This is a genomic window from Bifidobacterium miconisargentati, assembly GCF_019331675.1.
Taxonomy (GTDB): domain Bacteria; phylum Actinomycetota; class Actinomycetes; order Actinomycetales; family Bifidobacteriaceae; genus Bifidobacterium; species Bifidobacterium miconisargentati.
The window spans coordinates 145,200-161,593 of the sequence record NZ_JAHBBJ010000002.1 but is presented as its reverse complement, the minus strand read 5'-3'; the positions used below and the strand labels follow the sequence as shown (position 1 = coordinate 161,593).

11 protein-coding genes are annotated in these 16,394 nt (G+C 64.5%); 3 read left to right on the top strand and 8 right to left on the bottom strand.

The features are described 5' to 3' along the window. Position 1: 1 nt before the first annotated feature. Positions 2-994, bottom strand: a complete 993-nt coding sequence (locus tag KIH81_RS01875) for a zinc-binding dehydrogenase (RefSeq protein ID WP_214303818.1) — start codon at positions 992-994, stop codon at positions 2-4. Between the two features lie 319 nt (positions 995-1,313). Here KIH81_RS01875 and KIH81_RS01870 point away from each other — a divergent pair, with 319 nt between their 5' ends. After that, the gene (locus tag KIH81_RS01870) at positions 1,314-3,410 is read left to right on the top strand and encodes a 1-deoxy-D-xylulose-5-phosphate synthase (protein WP_214303817.1); all 2,097 of its coding nucleotides are present in this window, start codon (positions 1,314-1,316) and stop codon (positions 3,408-3,410) included. Here the strand turns inward: KIH81_RS01870 and KIH81_RS01865 are convergent. Genes KIH81_RS01865 through KIH81_RS01855 form a run of 3 tightly spaced genes read right to left on the bottom strand, consistent with a single transcriptional unit; the run spans position 3,394 to position 6,937 of the window. Next, the gene (locus tag KIH81_RS01865) at positions 3,394-4,884 is read right to left on the bottom strand and encodes an ABC transporter permease (protein WP_214303816.1); all 1,491 of its coding nucleotides are present in this window, start codon (positions 4,882-4,884) and stop codon (positions 3,394-3,396) included. The genes KIH81_RS01870 and KIH81_RS01865 overlap by 17 nt on opposite strands. A gap of 14 nt (positions 4,885-4,898) precedes the next feature. Continuing rightward, positions 4,899-6,188: a COG1361 S-layer family protein gene (locus tag KIH81_RS01860; protein ID WP_236029131.1), complete on the bottom strand. Its 1,290-nt coding sequence runs from the start codon at positions 6,186-6,188 to the stop codon at positions 4,899-4,901. Beyond that, positions 6,185-6,937 carry an ABC transporter ATP-binding protein gene (locus KIH81_RS01855; protein ID WP_214303815.1) on the bottom strand — a complete coding sequence of 251 codons (753 nt, stop codon included), beginning with the start codon at positions 6,935-6,937 and terminating at the stop codon, positions 6,185-6,187. Before KIH81_RS01855 ends, KIH81_RS01860 begins: the two co-directional genes overlap by 4 nt. A gap of 535 nt (positions 6,938-7,472) precedes the next feature. Here KIH81_RS01855 and KIH81_RS01850 point away from each other — a divergent pair. Beyond that, positions 7,473-8,201 carry a class I SAM-dependent methyltransferase gene (locus KIH81_RS01850; protein ID WP_214303814.1) on the top strand — a complete coding sequence of 243 codons (729 nt, stop codon included), beginning with the start codon at positions 7,473-7,475 and terminating at the stop codon, positions 8,199-8,201. Positions 8,202-8,366: 165 nt separating this feature from the next. Here the strand turns inward: KIH81_RS01850 and KIH81_RS01845 are convergent, their stop codons facing one another. The 4 genes from KIH81_RS01845 to KIH81_RS01830 all read right to left on the bottom strand — a co-directional run bounded on the left by KIH81_RS01845 (position 8,367) and on the right by KIH81_RS01830 (position 15,352). After that, positions 8,367-10,382, bottom strand: coding sequence for an ABC transporter ATP-binding protein (locus tag KIH81_RS01845; RefSeq protein WP_214303813.1), 2,016 nt, complete (start codon positions 10,380-10,382; stop codon positions 8,367-8,369). Then, positions 10,379-12,304, bottom strand: a complete 1,926-nt coding sequence (locus tag KIH81_RS01840) for an ABC transporter ATP-binding protein (protein WP_214303812.1) — start codon at positions 12,302-12,304, stop codon at positions 10,379-10,381. The genes KIH81_RS01845 and KIH81_RS01840 overlap by 4 nt, the downstream gene beginning before the upstream one ends. After that, positions 12,301-12,774: a MarR family winged helix-turn-helix transcriptional regulator gene (locus tag KIH81_RS01835; protein ID WP_109056580.1), complete on the bottom strand. Its 474-nt coding sequence runs from the start codon at positions 12,772-12,774 to the stop codon at positions 12,301-12,303. Before KIH81_RS01835 ends, KIH81_RS01840 begins: the two co-directional genes overlap by 4 nt. A 325-nt stretch (positions 12,775-13,099) precedes the next feature. Beyond that, positions 13,100-15,352 carry an exo-alpha-(1->6)-L-arabinopyranosidase gene (locus KIH81_RS01830; protein WP_214303811.1) on the bottom strand — a complete coding sequence of 751 codons (2,253 nt, stop codon included), beginning with the start codon at positions 15,350-15,352 and terminating at the stop codon, positions 13,100-13,102. 328 nt (positions 15,353-15,680) lie between these two features. Between KIH81_RS01830 and KIH81_RS01825 the strand changes: the two genes are divergently transcribed. Beyond that, entirely contained in the window at positions 15,681-16,280 is a 600-nt protein-coding gene (locus KIH81_RS01825) for a TetR/AcrR family transcriptional regulator (RefSeq protein WP_214303810.1), read from the top strand. Positions 16,281-16,394: the final 114 nt, after the last annotated feature.

Genomic DNA, 16,394 nt, shown 5'->3' with positions numbered 1-16,394 from the left:
GTCAGACCTCCAGCACGATCTTGCCGAACATGTCGCCGCCGACCATCCTGGCGAAGGCTTCGGGCGCGGCGTCAAGGCCCGTGTATACCGAATCGATGGCGGGATGGAGGTCGGCATGCTCCACGAGCCGCAGCAGGCGGGCGAAGTCCTCGCGCGAACCCATCGTGTTGCCCTGCACGCGGATGTCCTGGAAGAAGATGCGCGTCAGTTCGGCACCGGGCTGGTCGCCGGTGGTGGCACCGCAGATGGCGATGGTGCCGCCGGGACGCACGGATTTGACCGAATGGCTCCATGTGGCGGAGCCCACGGATTCGATGACCGCATCCACCTTGCGCGGCAATCGTGCGCCGGCCTCGAAAGCGGCGTCCGCACCAAGTTCCAGCGCCTTGGCCCGCTTGGCCTCGCTGCGCGAGGTGACGAACACCTCAAGGCCGGCCGCGTGGGCCAACTGGATGGCTGCGGTGGATACGCCGCCGCCGGCGCCCTGGATGAGCACGGTGTCCCCTGGCTTGACGTTCGCCGCGTTGAACAGCATGGAATAGGCGGTCAGCCAGCTGGTGCCGAGCGCGGCGGCCTCCGCCATGGTGAGGTTCGCGGGCTTGGCGAACACGTTGGCGGAGGGCACGGCGGTCTTCTCGGCCAGCGTGCCGGGATACTTCTCCGAAAGGATCGTGCGGCGTTCGCCGGGGGCCACGCCCGCGCCGTCCGTGCCGACGAAGGTGTACAGCACCACTTCGCTGCCGGCCTTGAGGCCGTGCTTGCCGGGGATGTCCTCGTCCAGGATGCCGGCGGCGTCGGTGCCGAGGATCATCGGCGTCTGCTCGGCGGCGAGGCCCACGCCCTGCAGCGACCAGAGGTCATGATGGTTCACGGTCGCGGCCTTGACCGAGACGGTGGACCAGTATGGACGGGGCTGCGGTTCCGGCCGCTCCCCCACCTCCAGTGCTGTAAGCGGTTCGGCTGGGTTGACGGTGGATGCGTATACGGCCTTCATGGCGAGCTCCTTTGCTGGTGTGCTACGGCAAATACCGCCATCATTCTCCCACACCGAGGCCCGGAAAACAGGGTGCCGCACATGATTTACGGAGATGTTGGACGCATTGCCGTGCAGATCGCCGCGGGTCCGTCATCGGACGGTAGCATGGCTCATTTGGATAAGGCTTCGAAATAGGATGACATGCCTCTTTTTCTTGGCTCCCCTTGGCAGGGGAGCTGTCGGCTCAGCCGACTGAGGGGTAGTCCCGTACGACTCAGGTCAATCTTGGTATAAGAAGACCTTTGAGGTTACCGGTATTGGAAGGGGATTCGCAGGGATGAACGATATGGGTGATGGCACGGTGAACACACAGCACGACGATTCCGCTCCCCTGCTCCGGAGCATCACCAACCCAGCCGATGTCAAGGCCCTGTCCCGCGACCAGCTGCATGAACTGTGCCGCGAGATCCGCCGCACGCTGCTGGATTACGGTCATCGCCATGGCGGCCATATCGGCTCCAATCTGGGCATGGTGGAGGCCACGGTGGCCCTGCACAGGGTGTTCGATTCGCCGCGCGACCGCATCGTGTTCGACGTCTCCCATCAAAGCTACGTGCACAAGATGCTCACCGGCCGTGCCGCCGCATATCTGGACGCCGGTCGTTTCGGTGAGGTGACCGGTTTCACGAACCCGGACGAAAGCGAGCATGACCAGTTCGTGCTCGGTCACACCGGCACGTCCATCTCGCTGGCGTGCGGACTGGCGAAAACCCGCGACATGGAGGGCCCGGACAGCGGCATCGGCAATGTGATCGCCATCATCGGCGACGGTTCGCTGAGTTCCGGCGTGGCGTTCGAGGGGCTGAACAACGCGGCGGAGCAGGGCGGCAACATCATCGTCATCGTCAATGACAACGAGATGTCCATCGCCGGCGATTTCGGCGGCATGTACGGTCCGCTCGCCCGCCTGCGTGCCTCTGGCGGCACGGCCCAGCCGAACCTGTTCGAGGCGTTCGGGTTCGACTACCGGTATGTGGAGCACGGCAACGACGTGGATGCGCTCATCGCCGCGTTCGACGAGGTGAAGGACACCGATCACCCGGTGGTGGTGCATATCCATACGTTGAAGGGTGCAGGATATGCGGGCGAACCGTCCGCCGATACGACGGTGACTGCCGAGAACGCCGCCCGTGACGCCGCGGGCGAAAGCGCCAGAGCCGTAAACCCCGGAAGCGACACCGGCGTCAAACCCACCGATAACATCGCGCACGCCGAACCGTGGCATTCGGACCATTGCAACCTGTCCGACCACGAGCCGCACGAGGGCCAGTGCGAAGCTTCGCATTGGCAGAACCCGGATTCCTCGCTCGGACGCCCGGACGACCCGCGCAAGCATTATGGCAAGCTGGCGATGGCCGCGCTCGAGCCGCGTTTCGTCACCGAGCCGGGACTGGTGGTCATCTCCCCCGCCACACCGGGCTCAAACGGCATCACCCATGAGTTCCGTGAACGCGCGGGCGCGCATTACGTGGATACGGGCATCACCGAATCGCACGCGGTGACGTTCGCGGCGGGCATCGCTCGGGCCGGCGGCACGCCCGTGGTGGCCACCACGGCCTCATTCTTCCAGCGCGCCTACGACCAGTTCTTCCAGGAGATGAGCCTGAACCGCTCGCGCGTGACCGTGCTGGATTTCCTGGGCGGCCTGTCCGGTTCGGACAACACCCATTCCGGCGCGTACGACGTGGCGATGTTCGCCAACATCCCCGGCGTGACGATGCTGACGCCGACCTCGCAGGCCGATTTCCTGGCCGGACTTGCGTGGGCCACGATGCCGGCCGGGGCCGCGGGCGCGCCGGACGGCCCGGTGGTGATCCGCGTGCCGGGCGAGCCGATTCTGGCGGCGGAGCGCGATGCCTCGTTGCTGCCGTTGACTGGCGGGCGCGGCGCTGCCAACGTATGCGGGGCTGCCGAAGGCCGTTTGGATACGGATATGCTGTCGTGGCGCATCACGCATGCGGGGGCCCGCGTGGCGCTGATCGGATTGGGCAACACGTACCCGCTGGCCGAGCGCACGGCCGTCGAATTGGCCGAGCATCACAATATCGATGCGACGGTCATCGACCCGAGACAGTGCAGCACGCTGGACACCGCCACACTGGAGTCGTTGCGCGAGCGCCACGAGCTCGTCGTCACATTGGAGGACGGCCAGCTGGAAGGCGGCTGGGGCGAGAAGGTGACCGCGTATTACGCAAATCACTGCATCGCAGGCGGCGACGGCACCGGTCATGCCGAGCACACCGGACGCAACCCGCACGTGCTGAACGTCGGCGCCGCCAAGGAGTTCACCGACCGCATCCCACTGGCCGAGCTCAACGAACGCTACGGTCTGACCGTACCAGCCATCATCAGCGCCGTCACTCGCTGTTCTTGATGGCGTCCAGGGCGGGGATCTTCACGGCCTTGTTGGCGGGGCCGAAGCCGAAGAGCAGGCCGATCAGCGTGGAGAACAGGATGGCGAAGAGGAACAGCCACCAGGGGATCACCGAGAAGCGCGTCACATCCTCGCCGCCGACCAGCGCCTGCCAGAATCGTTCCCCGAACGAGAGCGATTCGGCGTCGCCTGTGCTGACGCCGTACATCGACGCGAAGTACGTCATGCCTATCAGGTTGATGCCCAGCGATATCAGCCCGCTCAGCACGCAGCCGATGAGCCCGCCGAAGAAGCCGATCGCGCCGGCCTCCGTCAGGAACATCACGCGGATGTCGCGCACATAGCAGCCGAGCGCCTTCATGATGCCGATCTCGCGCGTGCGTTCGGTCACGGACATGACCATCGTGTTGGCGATGCCGATGGCCGCCACCAGCAGGGACACCGCGCCGATGCCGCCCAGGATGATCTGGATGCTGCGGGTCTGCTCCTCCATGGACTTGCGCATGTCCTCGTAGGAGTAGGTCTCGTAGCCCATGGATTTGAGCTGCGACTCCACTTCGGGCACGGAGGTCAGATCGGCGGCCTTGACCAGCACCTGATCGTAGGTGGTGCCCTGCTTGGCGGCCGACGGGTTCACCTTGGCGATCAGCGCCTTGAGATCGTCGACGCTCATGACCAGTCCGCTGGAGGTGGCGTACCCCTTGTTGCCATCCGCCTTGACGATGCCGGAGACGTTCAGGTCGAGGCTCACCGTCTCGGATTGCGTGCCGGTGCCGCCCATGTTGCCGTACATCTGCATGGTGGACGGGTCGCCCTGGTAATCGGCGCCGGTCACGAGCGTGATCTGCGTCTTCATCGGGTCGAAGAACGGCTCCTGGTCCTCGGGCTCCTCGCATTCGCCGGTGGCCTCGTTGTAGGTGCAGGAATAGCCGCCGTCGCCGCGATTGGCGTAGCGCATGTCGCCGCCTTTGAGCATGTCCATGAAGTCGTAGGCGGTCCATTCGCCGATCAGCACCTGCCCATCCTTGGAGGGCATGGCACCGTCCTTGAGCTTGTAGCCCATACGCTCGAACTGGTCCATGTCGATGCCCATGATCTGCACGTAGTCGGCGACGTACCTGCCGCCGGCACCGGCCTTGAGCGTGGCGTTGTACGGGAAGTTCATCATCGGGGTCACGCCGGAGACGCCTTCGATCTGGCGGAAGGACTCGATCGCCTTGTCGTCCAGTTTGATGGTTTCGGTGCCCGAGCCGGTGTTCACCGTGCCGCCGCCGTTCATGTACACGGTCACGATGGACAGGTCGCCCATCTGCTTGAGCGTCTGCTCGTTGCGCTCGTTGATTCCCTGGGCCAGGGAAACCATGAGCACGATGGAGCAGCAGCCCACGATCACGCCGAGCACGGTCAGGATGGTGCGGGATTTGCGCCGCCAGAGGTTCTGGCGGCATAGTCGCAGAATATCGCCGAATCGCATGGCAGGGCCTTTCGTCAGGCCTTGTGGAACGGGCCGGGGAAGCGGGACTTGCCCGGCTTGGCCTGGGCGGTACCGTTCGCGGCGTCGGCGTCGCTGGCGGAGCTTGCGGGGGATACGGCGGGAGCGATGACCTGGGTGGCGGCGGTGTCACCGGTGCCGGACGTGCCTGTCCCCGCACCAAACGCACCGATGCCGGACGCACCAGCACCATTGACGGCCCCGTCGCCATCGGACTTGACCTGACGGGCTCCGCCAGTGGAATCACCGTCGCCGGAACCGGCCCAGTCGTCCCATTCCTCATCGATGTCGTCCTTGGCCTTCTTCCTGCGCTTGCGGCGCACGATCACCACAATCAGCACGATCACGCCGGCCACGACCACCACGGCCACGACCCACGCCCACCACGGCACGCCTTGGTTGGTGTCCACGCTCATGTCCGGATCGACCGCACCGCCGGCGGCCACGGGCATCGGATCGCTGACGGTGAGCTTGACCGGGAACTCCTTGGTCTTGGTCTGGCCGTCCGAATCCTCGTAGGTGATCTTGAGCTTGGCGTCCAGTTCGCCGGAGGCCTGCGGCGTGAAGGCGTAGCCGATGGAACCGGTGGCGCCGGAAGCCACGTTGCCCACGTACTGGGTCTTCATGGTGGCGTCGAAGCCCTCGCCCTCCATGGTGGCCTCGACGTTCGAGATGTCGCCCTTGCCCTTGTTCACGTACTCCATGGTGAGCGTGGTCTCCTCGCCGGCGAAGGCCTGGTCCGGCAGCACCGGGTCGTTGATCTCGAAGCGGTCGGGCTGGCTGATGGGCACGGAGATCTTGATGTCGGACTGGTTCGAGGAGCGCGAGCCAGCGTCCACGTACTCGTATTTGAAACTCACGGTGACGGGTTGCGCGCCGGACTTGGCGGAGGCCAGAGCCTGCATGGGCACGGATTGGGTCATGGCGTATCCAGCCCACAGCGAGTCCACGTAGAACGTGTTCGTGCCGCCCGCGATGGCGAAGCTTTCACCGCCGTCCACGGTGATCACCATGTTCGAGACGGCCACCTGTCCCATGTTCTGGAAGGTGAAGTCCAGGTTGAAATCGGAGCCGGCTGGCACGGATTCGCCGCCGTACGTGAAGTTGGTGACGATGATGTTCGGCACCGGGCCGGCCACGGGGGCGGTGTCCGCGCCCTGGGAGGAGTCGCCGCCCTCGTCCACGGCGTAGGCGGGGTGCGGCAGGGAGATGACGGTGAGCGCCAGTGCGAGTGTGGCGAACAGCGCCACGATGACGGCGAGGGTGCGGTTGGTGATGTGCTTCATCGGTCAGCTCCTTGAACTGCTGGGGTGGACGGAATGATGGGTTGTGCGGATGATGCGGGCTGGTTGAGCCGGTCGTCGACGATCTTGCCGTCGAGCAGCGTGACGATGCGGTCGGCGTAGGAGGCCATCTGCGGATCATGCGTGACCAGCACGATGGTCTGGTTGAAGTCACGGGCGAACGCGCAGATCATGTCCATGACCTCGGCCTTGGTTTTGGAGTCGAGGTTGCCGGTGGGCTCGTCGGCGAACACCACCTCCGGCTTGGTCACGAACGCGCGTGCGATGCCGACGCGCTGCTGCTGGCCGCCGGACATCTGCCGGGGATAGTGGCCGAGACGATGGCCGAGCCCCACGCGCTTCAGGACGCCACGGGCCGCGCGCTCGCGCTGGTCCTTGGGCACGCCGCGGAACATGAGCGGCATGGCCACGTTCTCCACGGCCGTGAGGTTCGGCAGGAGGTTGTACGACTGGAACACGAATCCGAGATGCTTCTGTCGGAAGGCGGCGAGTTCGCGTTCGCTGAGCTTGCTGACCGGCACTCCCCCGATGTGCACGCCGCCGCGCGTGGGCTTCTCCATGCCGGCGAGCTGGTTGAGCAGGGTGGATTTGCCGGAGCCGGATTCGCCGAAGATGCAGCAGATCTGGCCCTGGGGTATGGCGAGGTTCACGCGGTCGAGCGCCACCACCGTCTCGTCCTCGACGGGGTACTCCTTGCGCAGGTTTCTCACTTCGATGATGGGTCGGGGCACACGCACCTTCTTCTCTCTCGTTCGTCGCCGTTGGCGGACGGTCGGTGCGATCGGCGGAATCATGCCACATGAATCATGCCGCGGAATGGACCGCGGATGGGTCGCGGCGATGTTTCCTTCTCGCACGTTTTCCAGCAAGTCTAGTGCGGACGTTCAGGCGGCGCACCCCGTAAGGGTGTTCCCTGATGGCAGCTCCGGGGTGGCATCTCCGAGGTGGCGGTGACGGCCCTGCGACACTCGGGGCCGGAGCCGGAACCTTCCCAATCGCGCCCGGCATGGCTAGACTGGGATGTGGCTAGGGGAGCGATTTCGCTGAGACCGTTTGGGACCCTTTGAACCTGTGAGGCAATGCTCGCGTAGGGAAGCAACGTGTTGTTCCGCGAAGGTCCAAGGTTACGAAGCGGTGATCCGGCGCCTTCGATGCTCTGGCCGCAATAACGATAACGAGCTGTGCCGCGCACGACGAATGCGCGCGGCACAGCCCACGAAGTGTTTCATGACGCGCTCATGAAGCGCACGGAGTAAAGGAATCGCCATGACCAAGGCCAAATTCGACGGATACGCAGCGGACTACGACAGCTGGTTCATCGCCAACGAGAACGTGTTCCTCAGCGAGCTCAAGCTGCTCAAGCTCTCCCTTGACCTGGCCGGTGTCGCCGGAGACGGCGCCGATGCCAGGATTCTGTCCGTCGGCTGCGGCAGCGGTCTGTTCGAGAAGGCGCTGAAGGACGAGTACGGTCTGACCGTCACCGAGGGCGTGGAACCGTCCGAGGACATGGCCGCCATCGCCCGCAAGCGCGGCATGGAAGTGCAGATCGGCACCGCCGAAACCGCCGATCTGCCCGCGGACACGTACGACGTGATCTACTTCAACGGCAGCTCCAGCTATATCCCCGACCTGACCGTCGCGTATCGCAACTGCCTTGACGCGCTGAAGAGCGGCGGCAAGCTCGTTCTCATCGACGTGCCGAAGGAGAGCGCCTACGGTCTCATGTACCTGCTCGCCTCCGTGCAGGACGGCTATTCCAGCCACGAGCTCGAAGGCACGATGCCCGAGCTCCCCTACCCCATCGAGCTCGCGAAGTCCGCGTACTGGCACACCACCGAGGAGAAGATCGGCATCCTGACCGACCAGCTCGGCCTGAAGAACCTGCAGTACGCTCAGACGCTCGTGGCCAACCCGGTGTACACCAACCGCGGCGTCGAGGAGCCCTCCGAGGGCTACACCAAGGGCGGCTACGTCGCCATCGTGGCGGAGAAGTAGCGGCGCGAGGATAAAACGCAACACAAAACGGGTTCCAACGGAAATGAATCGTTGGAACCCGTTTTGTATGTGCAAATACATAGGTTTCGCCACAGCTCCCCTCAGTCAGCTTCGCTGACAGCTCCCCTCAGGGAGGGGAGCCGGAAAACGGCGTCCGAACCGCTGCTACTCCAGTTCCACCGCGCCGGTGTAGAGCTGGTAGTACTCGCCCTTCTGGGCGATGAGCTCGTCGTGGGAGCCGCGCTCGATGATGTTGCCGTGGTCGAGGACCATGATCACATCGGAATTGCGTACGGTGGACAGGCGGTGGGCGATCACGAAGACCGTGCGGCCCTTCATCAGCGCGTCCATGCCGGCCTGCACCACTTCCTCGGTACGGGTGTCGATGGAGGACGTGGCCTCGTCGAGAATCAACGCGGGCGGGTCGGCCACGGCGGCACGGGCGATCGAGATGAGCTGGCGCTGGCCCTGGGACAGGCCGGAGCCGTCTCCCTCGAGCACAGTCTGGTAGCCGTTGGACAGCATGCGGATGAAGCTGTCCGCGTTCACCAGCTTGGCGGCCTCGATGCACTCCTCGTCCGTGGCGTTCAGGCGGCCGTAGCGGATGTTGTCCATCACGGTGCCGGTGAACAGGTTCACGTCCTGCAGCACGATGCCCAGCGAGCGGCGCAGATCAGGCTTCCTGATGCCGGCCACGGAGATGCCGTCGTAGAGGATCTGGCCTTCCTGGATGTCGTAGAAGCGGTTGATGAGGTTGGTCACCGTGGTCTTGCCGGCACCGGTCGCGCCGACCAGCGCCACCTTCTGGCCGGGCTTGGCGAACCAGGTGATGTCGTGCAGGACCGGCTTGTCCGGGTTGTAACCGAAGGTCACGTTGGTGAAACGCACGTCGCCCCTGAGCAGCGTGTACCGGCCGTCCGGCGAGGTGATCGCCTGCTCCTTGGCCTTGATGGCCACCTCGCGGGCGGAGCCGCGCAGCTTTTCGGCGGCCTTGAGGGAACGGGTGCCGTCGTCGCCGGCTTCGCGCTTCCATGCCCAGTGGCCGGTCTCGTGGTCCACTTCGGTCATGGTATGGCCGTCCTCGCCGAGCTCGACATTCACCAGCGTCACGGTGCCGCCGTCCTGTTCCACGGGCTCGTCCATCAGCGCGAAGATGCGGGAGGCGCCGGCGAGCGCCATCATCACCATGTTGAGCTGCATGGAGACCTGGCCGAGCGGGTTAATGAACGAACGGGAGAGGGTCAGCAGCGAGATCAGCGTGCCGAGGGTGAGCGAGCCGAAGCCGGACAGGCCGAAGTTGCCCACGCCGGCGAGCGCCATGGCACCGCCCACGATGGCGAGCAGGATGTAGAGCATGTAGCCCATGTTGCCCACGATCGGCATGGTGACGTTGCCCCAGGTGTTCGCTTCAGCGGAGGCCTCGAACAGCTCCTGGTTCTTCTTATCGAAGGTGTCCTGCGTGGCGTCCTCGTGGTTGAAGACCTTGATGACCTTCTGGCCGTTCACGGACTCCTCCACGAAGGCGTTCACGTCACCCAGCCACTGCTGCTGCTTGACGAAGTAGCGACCCGCACGGGAGACCACCTTGCGCACGATGAAGAACAGCAGCACGGTGAACAGCAGCACGAACACGGTGATCGGCACGGAGAGCCACAGCATGGAGATGACGGCCGCGATCGCGGAGATCAGCGAGGCGAACATCTGCGGGAACGACTGGCTGATGGCCTGGCGCAGCGTATCGGTGTCGTTGGTGTAGCGGCTCATGATGTCGCCGTGCTCGTTGGTGTCGAAGTAGCGGATCGGCAGGTGCTGCTGGTGGGCGAACATGTCGTCGCGGATCTTCTTGAGCGTGCCCTGCTCGACGGTGACGATGAGCCACTGCCACAGCCAGCTCGCCACGATGCCGGCCAGGTACAGGCATCCCATGAGCGTGATCGCACGCAGCAGCGGGCCCCAGTCGGGGTTCTTGGCACCCACCATCGGCAGGATGTACGTGTCGATGAGGGACTGGAGGAACAGCGCGGAGCCGGCCTGCGCGGCGGCGCCCACGAGGATGCAGACCACGATGGCGGTCACGCGCCACTTGTATTGCAGGATGTAGCCGAAGATGCGCTTGGTGGTGCCGGGAGCCGGCTTGCCCATGGCGGGCTTGCGGTCCTTGAAGTTCTGCTTCTCGCTCATCGTGCCTCTCCTTCCTGTTCGGCGCCGCGCACGGCTGCGGCCTCGCGTGCCGCGGCCTGTTCGAGCTCGGCCTGGCCGGCGGCGGTGTTCTTGGTCTGGGATTCGTAGATGGACCGGTATTCGTCGCAGGTGGCGAGCAGCTCCTCATGCGTGCCGCGGGCCATGATGCGGCCCTCGTCCATCACGAGGATCATGTCCGATTCCTGTACCGAGGCCACGCGCTGGGCGATGATGATCTTGGTGGTGTCCGGGATCTCGTGGTGGAACGCGGCGCGGATCAGCTGGTCGGTCTTGGTGTCCACGGCGGAGGTGGAGTCGTCCAGGATCAGGATCTTCGGCTTCTTGAGCAGCGCGCGGGCGATGCACAGGCGCTGGCGCTGGCCGCCGGAGACGTTGGTGCCGCCCTGTTCGATGTACGTGTCGTACTTGTCCGGGAACTCCTGGATGAAGCCGTCGGCCTGCGCGAGCTGGCAGGCGTGGCGGATCTCCTCGTCCGTGGCCTCCGGGTTGCCCCAGCGCAGGTTCTCGGCGATGGTGCCGGAGAACAGCACGTTCTTCTGGAGCACCATGGCCACCTGGTCGCGCAGGACCTCCAAATCGTAGTCGCGCACGTCGCGGCCGCCGACCTTGAGCGTTCCGGCGGAGACGTCGTACAGGCGCGGGACCAGCTGGACCAGCGAGGACTTGGCGGAACCGGTGCCGCCCACGATGCCCACGGTCATGCCGGAGGCGATCTTGAGGTCGATGTCGTCAAGCACCGGCTTCTCGGAGTTGTCCGAGTAGCGGAAGGTGACGTGGTCGAATTCGATGGAGCCGTCCGCCACGTAGTCGACCGGGTTGGCCGGGTCCGTCACGGTGCTCTGCTCCTGCAGCACCTGGCAGATTCGCTCGGCGGAAGCCTGGGAGATGATGAACATGACGAAGATCATCGAGAGCATCATCATGGACATGAGGATCTGCATGGCGTAGGTGACCAGTGCGGTCAGGTCGCCGGTGGTCAGGCCCATCGCGGCGTTGTTGCCGGAGGCGACGATCTGCTGGGCGCCCATCCAGGAGATGAGGATCATGGAGCCGTAGATGCAGAACATCATGATCGGGCTATTGAAGCTCATGATGCGTTCGGCGAGCGTGAAGTCCTTGAAGATGCGCTTGGAGATGCGGTCGAACTTGGAGATCTCGAAGGATTCGCGGTTGTAGGACTTCACCACGCGGATGCCCTGCAGGTTCTCGTCCACCACGTTGTTGAGCGCGTCGTACGTGTGGAACACGCGCTCGAACACCGGGTGCACCAGCACCGCCAGGCCGCACAGGCCCAGACCCAGAATCGGGATGCAGGCCAGGAACACCATCGAGATGGACGGGCTGATGCGGAAGGAGAAGATCCAGGCCACCACGACCATGATCGGGGCGCGCACGCCCATGCGGATCATCATGGCGTAGGCGTTCTGCAGGTTGGTCACGTCGGTGGTCAGTCGCGTGATGATCGAGCCGGTGGAGAAGCGGTCGATGTTGGTGAAGCTGAAACCCTGCACCTTCTCGAACTGGTCGTGACGCAGGTTCTTCGCGAAGCCGGCGGCAGCGATGGCGGCGAACTTTCCGGCCAGGAAGCCGCAGGCCAGCGAAATCAGCGAACAGGCCAGCAGGATCAGGCCGAACTTGACGATGGCCGGCATGCTGCCGTCGGTGATGCCCTGGTCGATGAGCGCGGCCATGACCGTGGGGATCACGATTTCCAGGATGCTTTCGATGGTCACGAACAGCGGGGCCAGCCAGCTTTCCTTGGTGTACTCGCGCATGGACTTGCCCAGCGTGCGGATGACGTGCTTCGGCCGGTCCGGTCCGGCGGCCTTGCGCGACTGTTCGATCGCCGTTTCGGTGGCGACGATGTTGTTCTCGCCGACGCTGTCGGTCTTATCGCTCATTTGCTCTCCTCCTTCATGTCTTGTTCGTATTCCCGTTGTGCGGCGTCGATGTTCGCCCGCATGCGTCTGACGTAATCACGCATGGCCGCCTGCTCCTCGGCGGTGAGTCCCTTGAGCAGCATCTTTTCGACACGTTCGCCGTTCGCCTTGAGATCGGCCACGATGGCGTCCGCCTTGTCGGTGAGCACGATGCGCTTGAGCCTGGCATCATGGGCGACCGGCTCACGCACGATCAGCCCCTTTTTCTCCATAAGCGTCAATACGCGCGACGCGGTGGAACGTGTGATGCAGAACTTCTGCTCGATGGTGTGCTGGTAGACATCGCGGTCACGGTTGCGCGCCAGGAAGATGATGATATGGGCGTTGCCACCGGTGGCCATACGGGCCGACTCCGGCATGCTTTCGCCCAGATACCGATCCACGGCCTTGCTCAGTGAGCGCATTTCGACGCTGAGGGCATGATGATCCATATCGCTCCCCCATTCGATTGCCCGACTGTTTTGACATATACGTCGCACCTGCAACTGTTGTATATGCAACGAAAAATGATAATGGGTGCCGCATACAACAGTTGCAGATACAACAATCGGCGTGTCGCGGGTGGTCCAGCGGATAGCGATACCGCGAACACGACTTCGGCTCCCCTCAGAGAGGAGAGCTGTCGAGCACCGCGAGACTGAAGGGAGCGCCACGGGTATCCCGCTTGGTTGCCCTCTCAGTCGGCTTCCGCCGACAGCTCCCCTCGGGGAGGGGAGCCGAATTTACATGTCATGTGCCGATTACGCGGCCGACACCCTACTTCGTCAGCTTGGCGTATTCGTCGAGCAGGTAGGAGGTGAGGGTCTTGCCGGCCTCGCCGAGCAGGGTCGGCAGCGAGTTGATGGGCATGGACTGGAGGAACATGCGCATCATGGCGTTGTCCGGCAGCACGGGCAGGCCGTTGGTGCCGGCGGCGGCGTTGACGGCCGCGACGACCTTGCCGCCGACCGGGTCGGACTCCCACTCGCCGTAGGTGGACCACTCGTCGAGCGGCAGGGACTTGCCGTCACCGTCGAGCTCCACCGTAGCGGTCGCGGCGATGTCGCGGCTCGACGTGCCGACCTCGATGCCGTATTCGCCGGCCTCCACGTGCCAGTCGTTGAACTTCTCGGACCAGTAGGCGAAGGCGCGCTCGTCGAGGTCGATGGTCACGGTCTTGGACTCGCCGGCCTTGAGGAACACCTTCTCAAAGCCCTTGAGCTCATGGGACGGACGGGCCACGTCGGCCTTGCCCGGCGCCACGTACACCTGCACGGTTTCGGCGGCGGCCACGTCGGACATGTTGGTCACGGTGGCGGTCACGGACGCGGTGTTGGCGCCGGTCTTGGCCGCGGTCACATCGGAGATCTCGAAGGTCGCGTAGCTCAGGCCGTAGCCGAACGGGTAGTCGACGGCCTTGCCGTAGGTGTCGTAGTAGCGGTAGCCGACGAACACGCCTTCGCCGTAGTCCACATGGCCTTCCTCGCCGGGCCAGTTGAGCATGCTCGGGTCGTCATTGATGTCCAGCGGAATGGACTGGGCGAGCTTGCCGGAGGGGCTGATCTCGCCGAAGATCACGTCGGCGAGCGCGGGGCCGCCGGCCTGGCCGAGCAGCCACGATTCCAGGATGCCCTTGGCGGAGTCGGCCCACGGAGCCACGGAGACGACCGAACCGTTGGACAGCACCACAGCCACGTTTTCGCTGACGGCAGCGATGCGGCGCAGCAGGTCGATCTGCTTGGCCGGCATGTCGAGGGTCTCGCGGTCGAAGCCCTCGGATTCGGCGGCCTCGGGCAGACCCAGGAACACGAGCGCCACATCAGCGGCCTCGGCGGCCTTCACGGCTTCGGACTCCAGCGCCGGGTCGGCCGGCTCGAGGTCGAGCGTGAAGCCGGGGGCAAAGTCGGCCTTGATGCCGCGTTCGGCGAGCGTGTCGAGGAACGAGGTCATCTTGGTGGGGGTGATATGCGAGGAGCCGCCGCCCTGGTAGCGCGGGGTGCGGGCGAATTCGCCGATGACGGCGATCTTCTTGCCGCCGTTCGGGTCGAGCGGCAGGATCGCGTCCTCGTTCTTGAGCAGCACCATCGATTCGACGGCGGCCTGGTGGGCGACCTCGTCATGCCCGTCCACGTCGAAGCGGTAGCCGTCGATGCTCATGGCGGCACGGGCCTTGTTCGTCAGGTCGATCATGCCCTGGGCCATACGGTCGAGCTGGGCGGGGTCGATGCGGCCGTCGCGGGCAGCGTAGACGATCTGATCGTCCGTGAAGCTCGGCGGCATCTCCAGGTTGAGGCCGGCGTTGAGGGAGGCCACGCGGTCGTGATCGGCACCCCAGTCGGACATGACGATGCCCTCGAAGCCCCATTCGCCGCGCAGCACGTCGGTGAGCAGCCAGTGGTTCTGGGCGGAGTGGACGCCGTTGATGCGGTTGTAGGAGCACATGATGGTCCACGGCTGGGCGGTCTTGACGATGTGCTCGAAGGCCGGCAGATAGATCTCGCGCAGAGCGCGCTGGGAGATGCGGGCGTCCACGCGCAGACGGTCGGTCTCCTGGTTGTTGGCGGCGAAATGCTTCAGCGAGGTGCCCACGCCCTTGGACTGCACGCCCGCGACGATGCCGACGGCCTCATGGCCGGCCAGGTACGGATCCTCGCTCCAGTACTCGAAGCAACGGCCGCCGAGCGGGTTGCGCTTGATGTTGACGCCGGGGCCGAGGATGACGGCGACCTTCTCCTGGATGCACTCCTCGCCCATGGCCTCGCCGACCTTGTGGATGAGCTCCGGGTTCCACGAGCTGGACAGGCCGGCCGCGGGCGGGAAGCAGGTGGCGGGCACAGAGGCGTCCAGATCGGTTTCACCGGTGCTGGCGGCCAGGGACTTCCTCAGGCCGTGGGGGCCGTCGGTGATCATGTAGCCGGGGATGCCCTTGGACTCGACGCCCTGCAGGTGCCAGGCGTCGCCGCCGGAGGTGAGGGAGGCCTTCTCTTCGAGGGTCAGGTCCTTGACGGAGGGGTAGGTGTGCTCGCTCATGTGTGCCTCTTTCCTTGAGTCGTGCGATTGCGTGTAGATCTCGCGCGGTTGCGGCGGCAGTCTGGCCGCATGCCGCCCGGGATTCGTCTGCGAATCCCTTCAGTCGATTATCTCTCGACCGACCGGTTGGTAGGTAGATTATCAAAATCGATGACACAACACGCCGAAATCATTTGAAATCACTACTAACCGACCGTAAGGTTACGGGTATTCTTGTCTTCGGCAAGAGCCGACACACCAATGGAGAGCGGCTCGGCGCAACCACGCGCATCGCACGACGTATTTGACCGCCACGCTCTCAGAGACGGAAAGCAGAGAAGAGGCCCGTATGAGCGATACCGCATCCTCCCCCACCACGCAGACGGACGACCGCCGTAATGCCATCATCGAGGCCACCGTCGAATCGTTCGGCAGACTCGGCTACTACGGCACCTCGCTGCAGCGTATCGCCACCGAAGTGGGCCTCACCAAGGCCGGCGTGCTGCATTACGTCGGCAGCAAGGAGGGGCTGCTCAGCTTGGTGCTGGGCGAGGTGTACGACCGTGAGACGCTGGATATCATGGCCGCCATGGTGACCGAACGACGCCCGCTCATCGCGGATATGTGGCGGCGCATCGTGGCGGTGAACGCCAAGCGGCCCGCACTGGTGCACATGTTCTCCACCCTCAGCGCCGAGGCACTGGATCCCGAGCACCCCGCACATGATTATTTCGTCGAACGCGAGCGACAGGCCGTGTCCAACGCCATGAACATCAACTGGTGCGTGCCGGACGGCGTGAGTGTGGAACATGTGCTGCAGGCCGGCTTCTCGATGATGGACGGCTTGCAGCTGCGTTGGCTGCGCACGCCCGGTCAGGACCTTGCGGCCATGTGGGCCGATTGCGAGGATGTGCTCATGCCGTTGCCGATGTGGGATGGATACCGGTAAGGCAAGCCGCGAACGGCAAGACGTTGGCAAGGGACCGTACGTGCCCGGTCTTGTTTGGTCAAACTCGTCGGACTCTTGATTTCCCCCTGTCCGAGAAGCTGACGGCAGAGCCCG

What these genes read in the sequence shown, in the direction of transcription:
- KIH81_RS01875 (WP_214303818.1), bottom strand. Translation starts at nt 994, where the DNA reads ATGAAGGCCGTATACGCATCCACCGTCAACCCAGCCGAACCGCTTACA.
- KIH81_RS01870 (WP_214303817.1), top strand. Translation starts at nt 1,314, where the DNA reads ATGAACGATATGGGTGATGGCACGGTGAACACACAGCACGACGATTCC.
- KIH81_RS01865 (WP_214303816.1), bottom strand. Translation starts at nt 4,884, where the DNA reads ATGCGATTCGGCGATATTCTGCGACTATGCCGCCAGAACCTCTGGCGG.
- KIH81_RS01860 (WP_236029131.1), bottom strand. Translation starts at nt 6,188, where the DNA reads ATGAAGCACATCACCAACCGCACCCTCGCCGTCATCGTGGCGCTGTTC.
- KIH81_RS01850 (WP_214303814.1), top strand. Translation starts at nt 7,473, where the DNA reads ATGACCAAGGCCAAATTCGACGGATACGCAGCGGACTACGACAGCTGG.
- KIH81_RS01845 (WP_214303813.1), bottom strand. Translation starts at nt 10,382, where the DNA reads ATGAGCGAGAAGCAGAACTTCAAGGACCGCAAGCCCGCCATGGGCAAG.
- KIH81_RS01840 (WP_214303812.1), bottom strand. Translation starts at nt 12,304, where the DNA reads ATGAGCGATAAGACCGACAGCGTCGGCGAGAACAACATCGTCGCCACC.
- KIH81_RS01835 (WP_109056580.1), bottom strand. Translation starts at nt 12,774, where the DNA reads ATGGATCATCATGCCCTCAGCGTCGAAATGCGCTCACTGAGCAAGGCC.
- KIH81_RS01830 (WP_214303811.1), bottom strand. Translation starts at nt 15,352, where the DNA reads ATGAGCGAGCACACCTACCCCTCCGTCAAGGACCTGACCCTCGAAGAG.
- KIH81_RS01825 (WP_214303810.1), top strand. Translation starts at nt 15,681, where the DNA reads ATGAGCGATACCGCATCCTCCCCCACCACGCAGACGGACGACCGCCGT.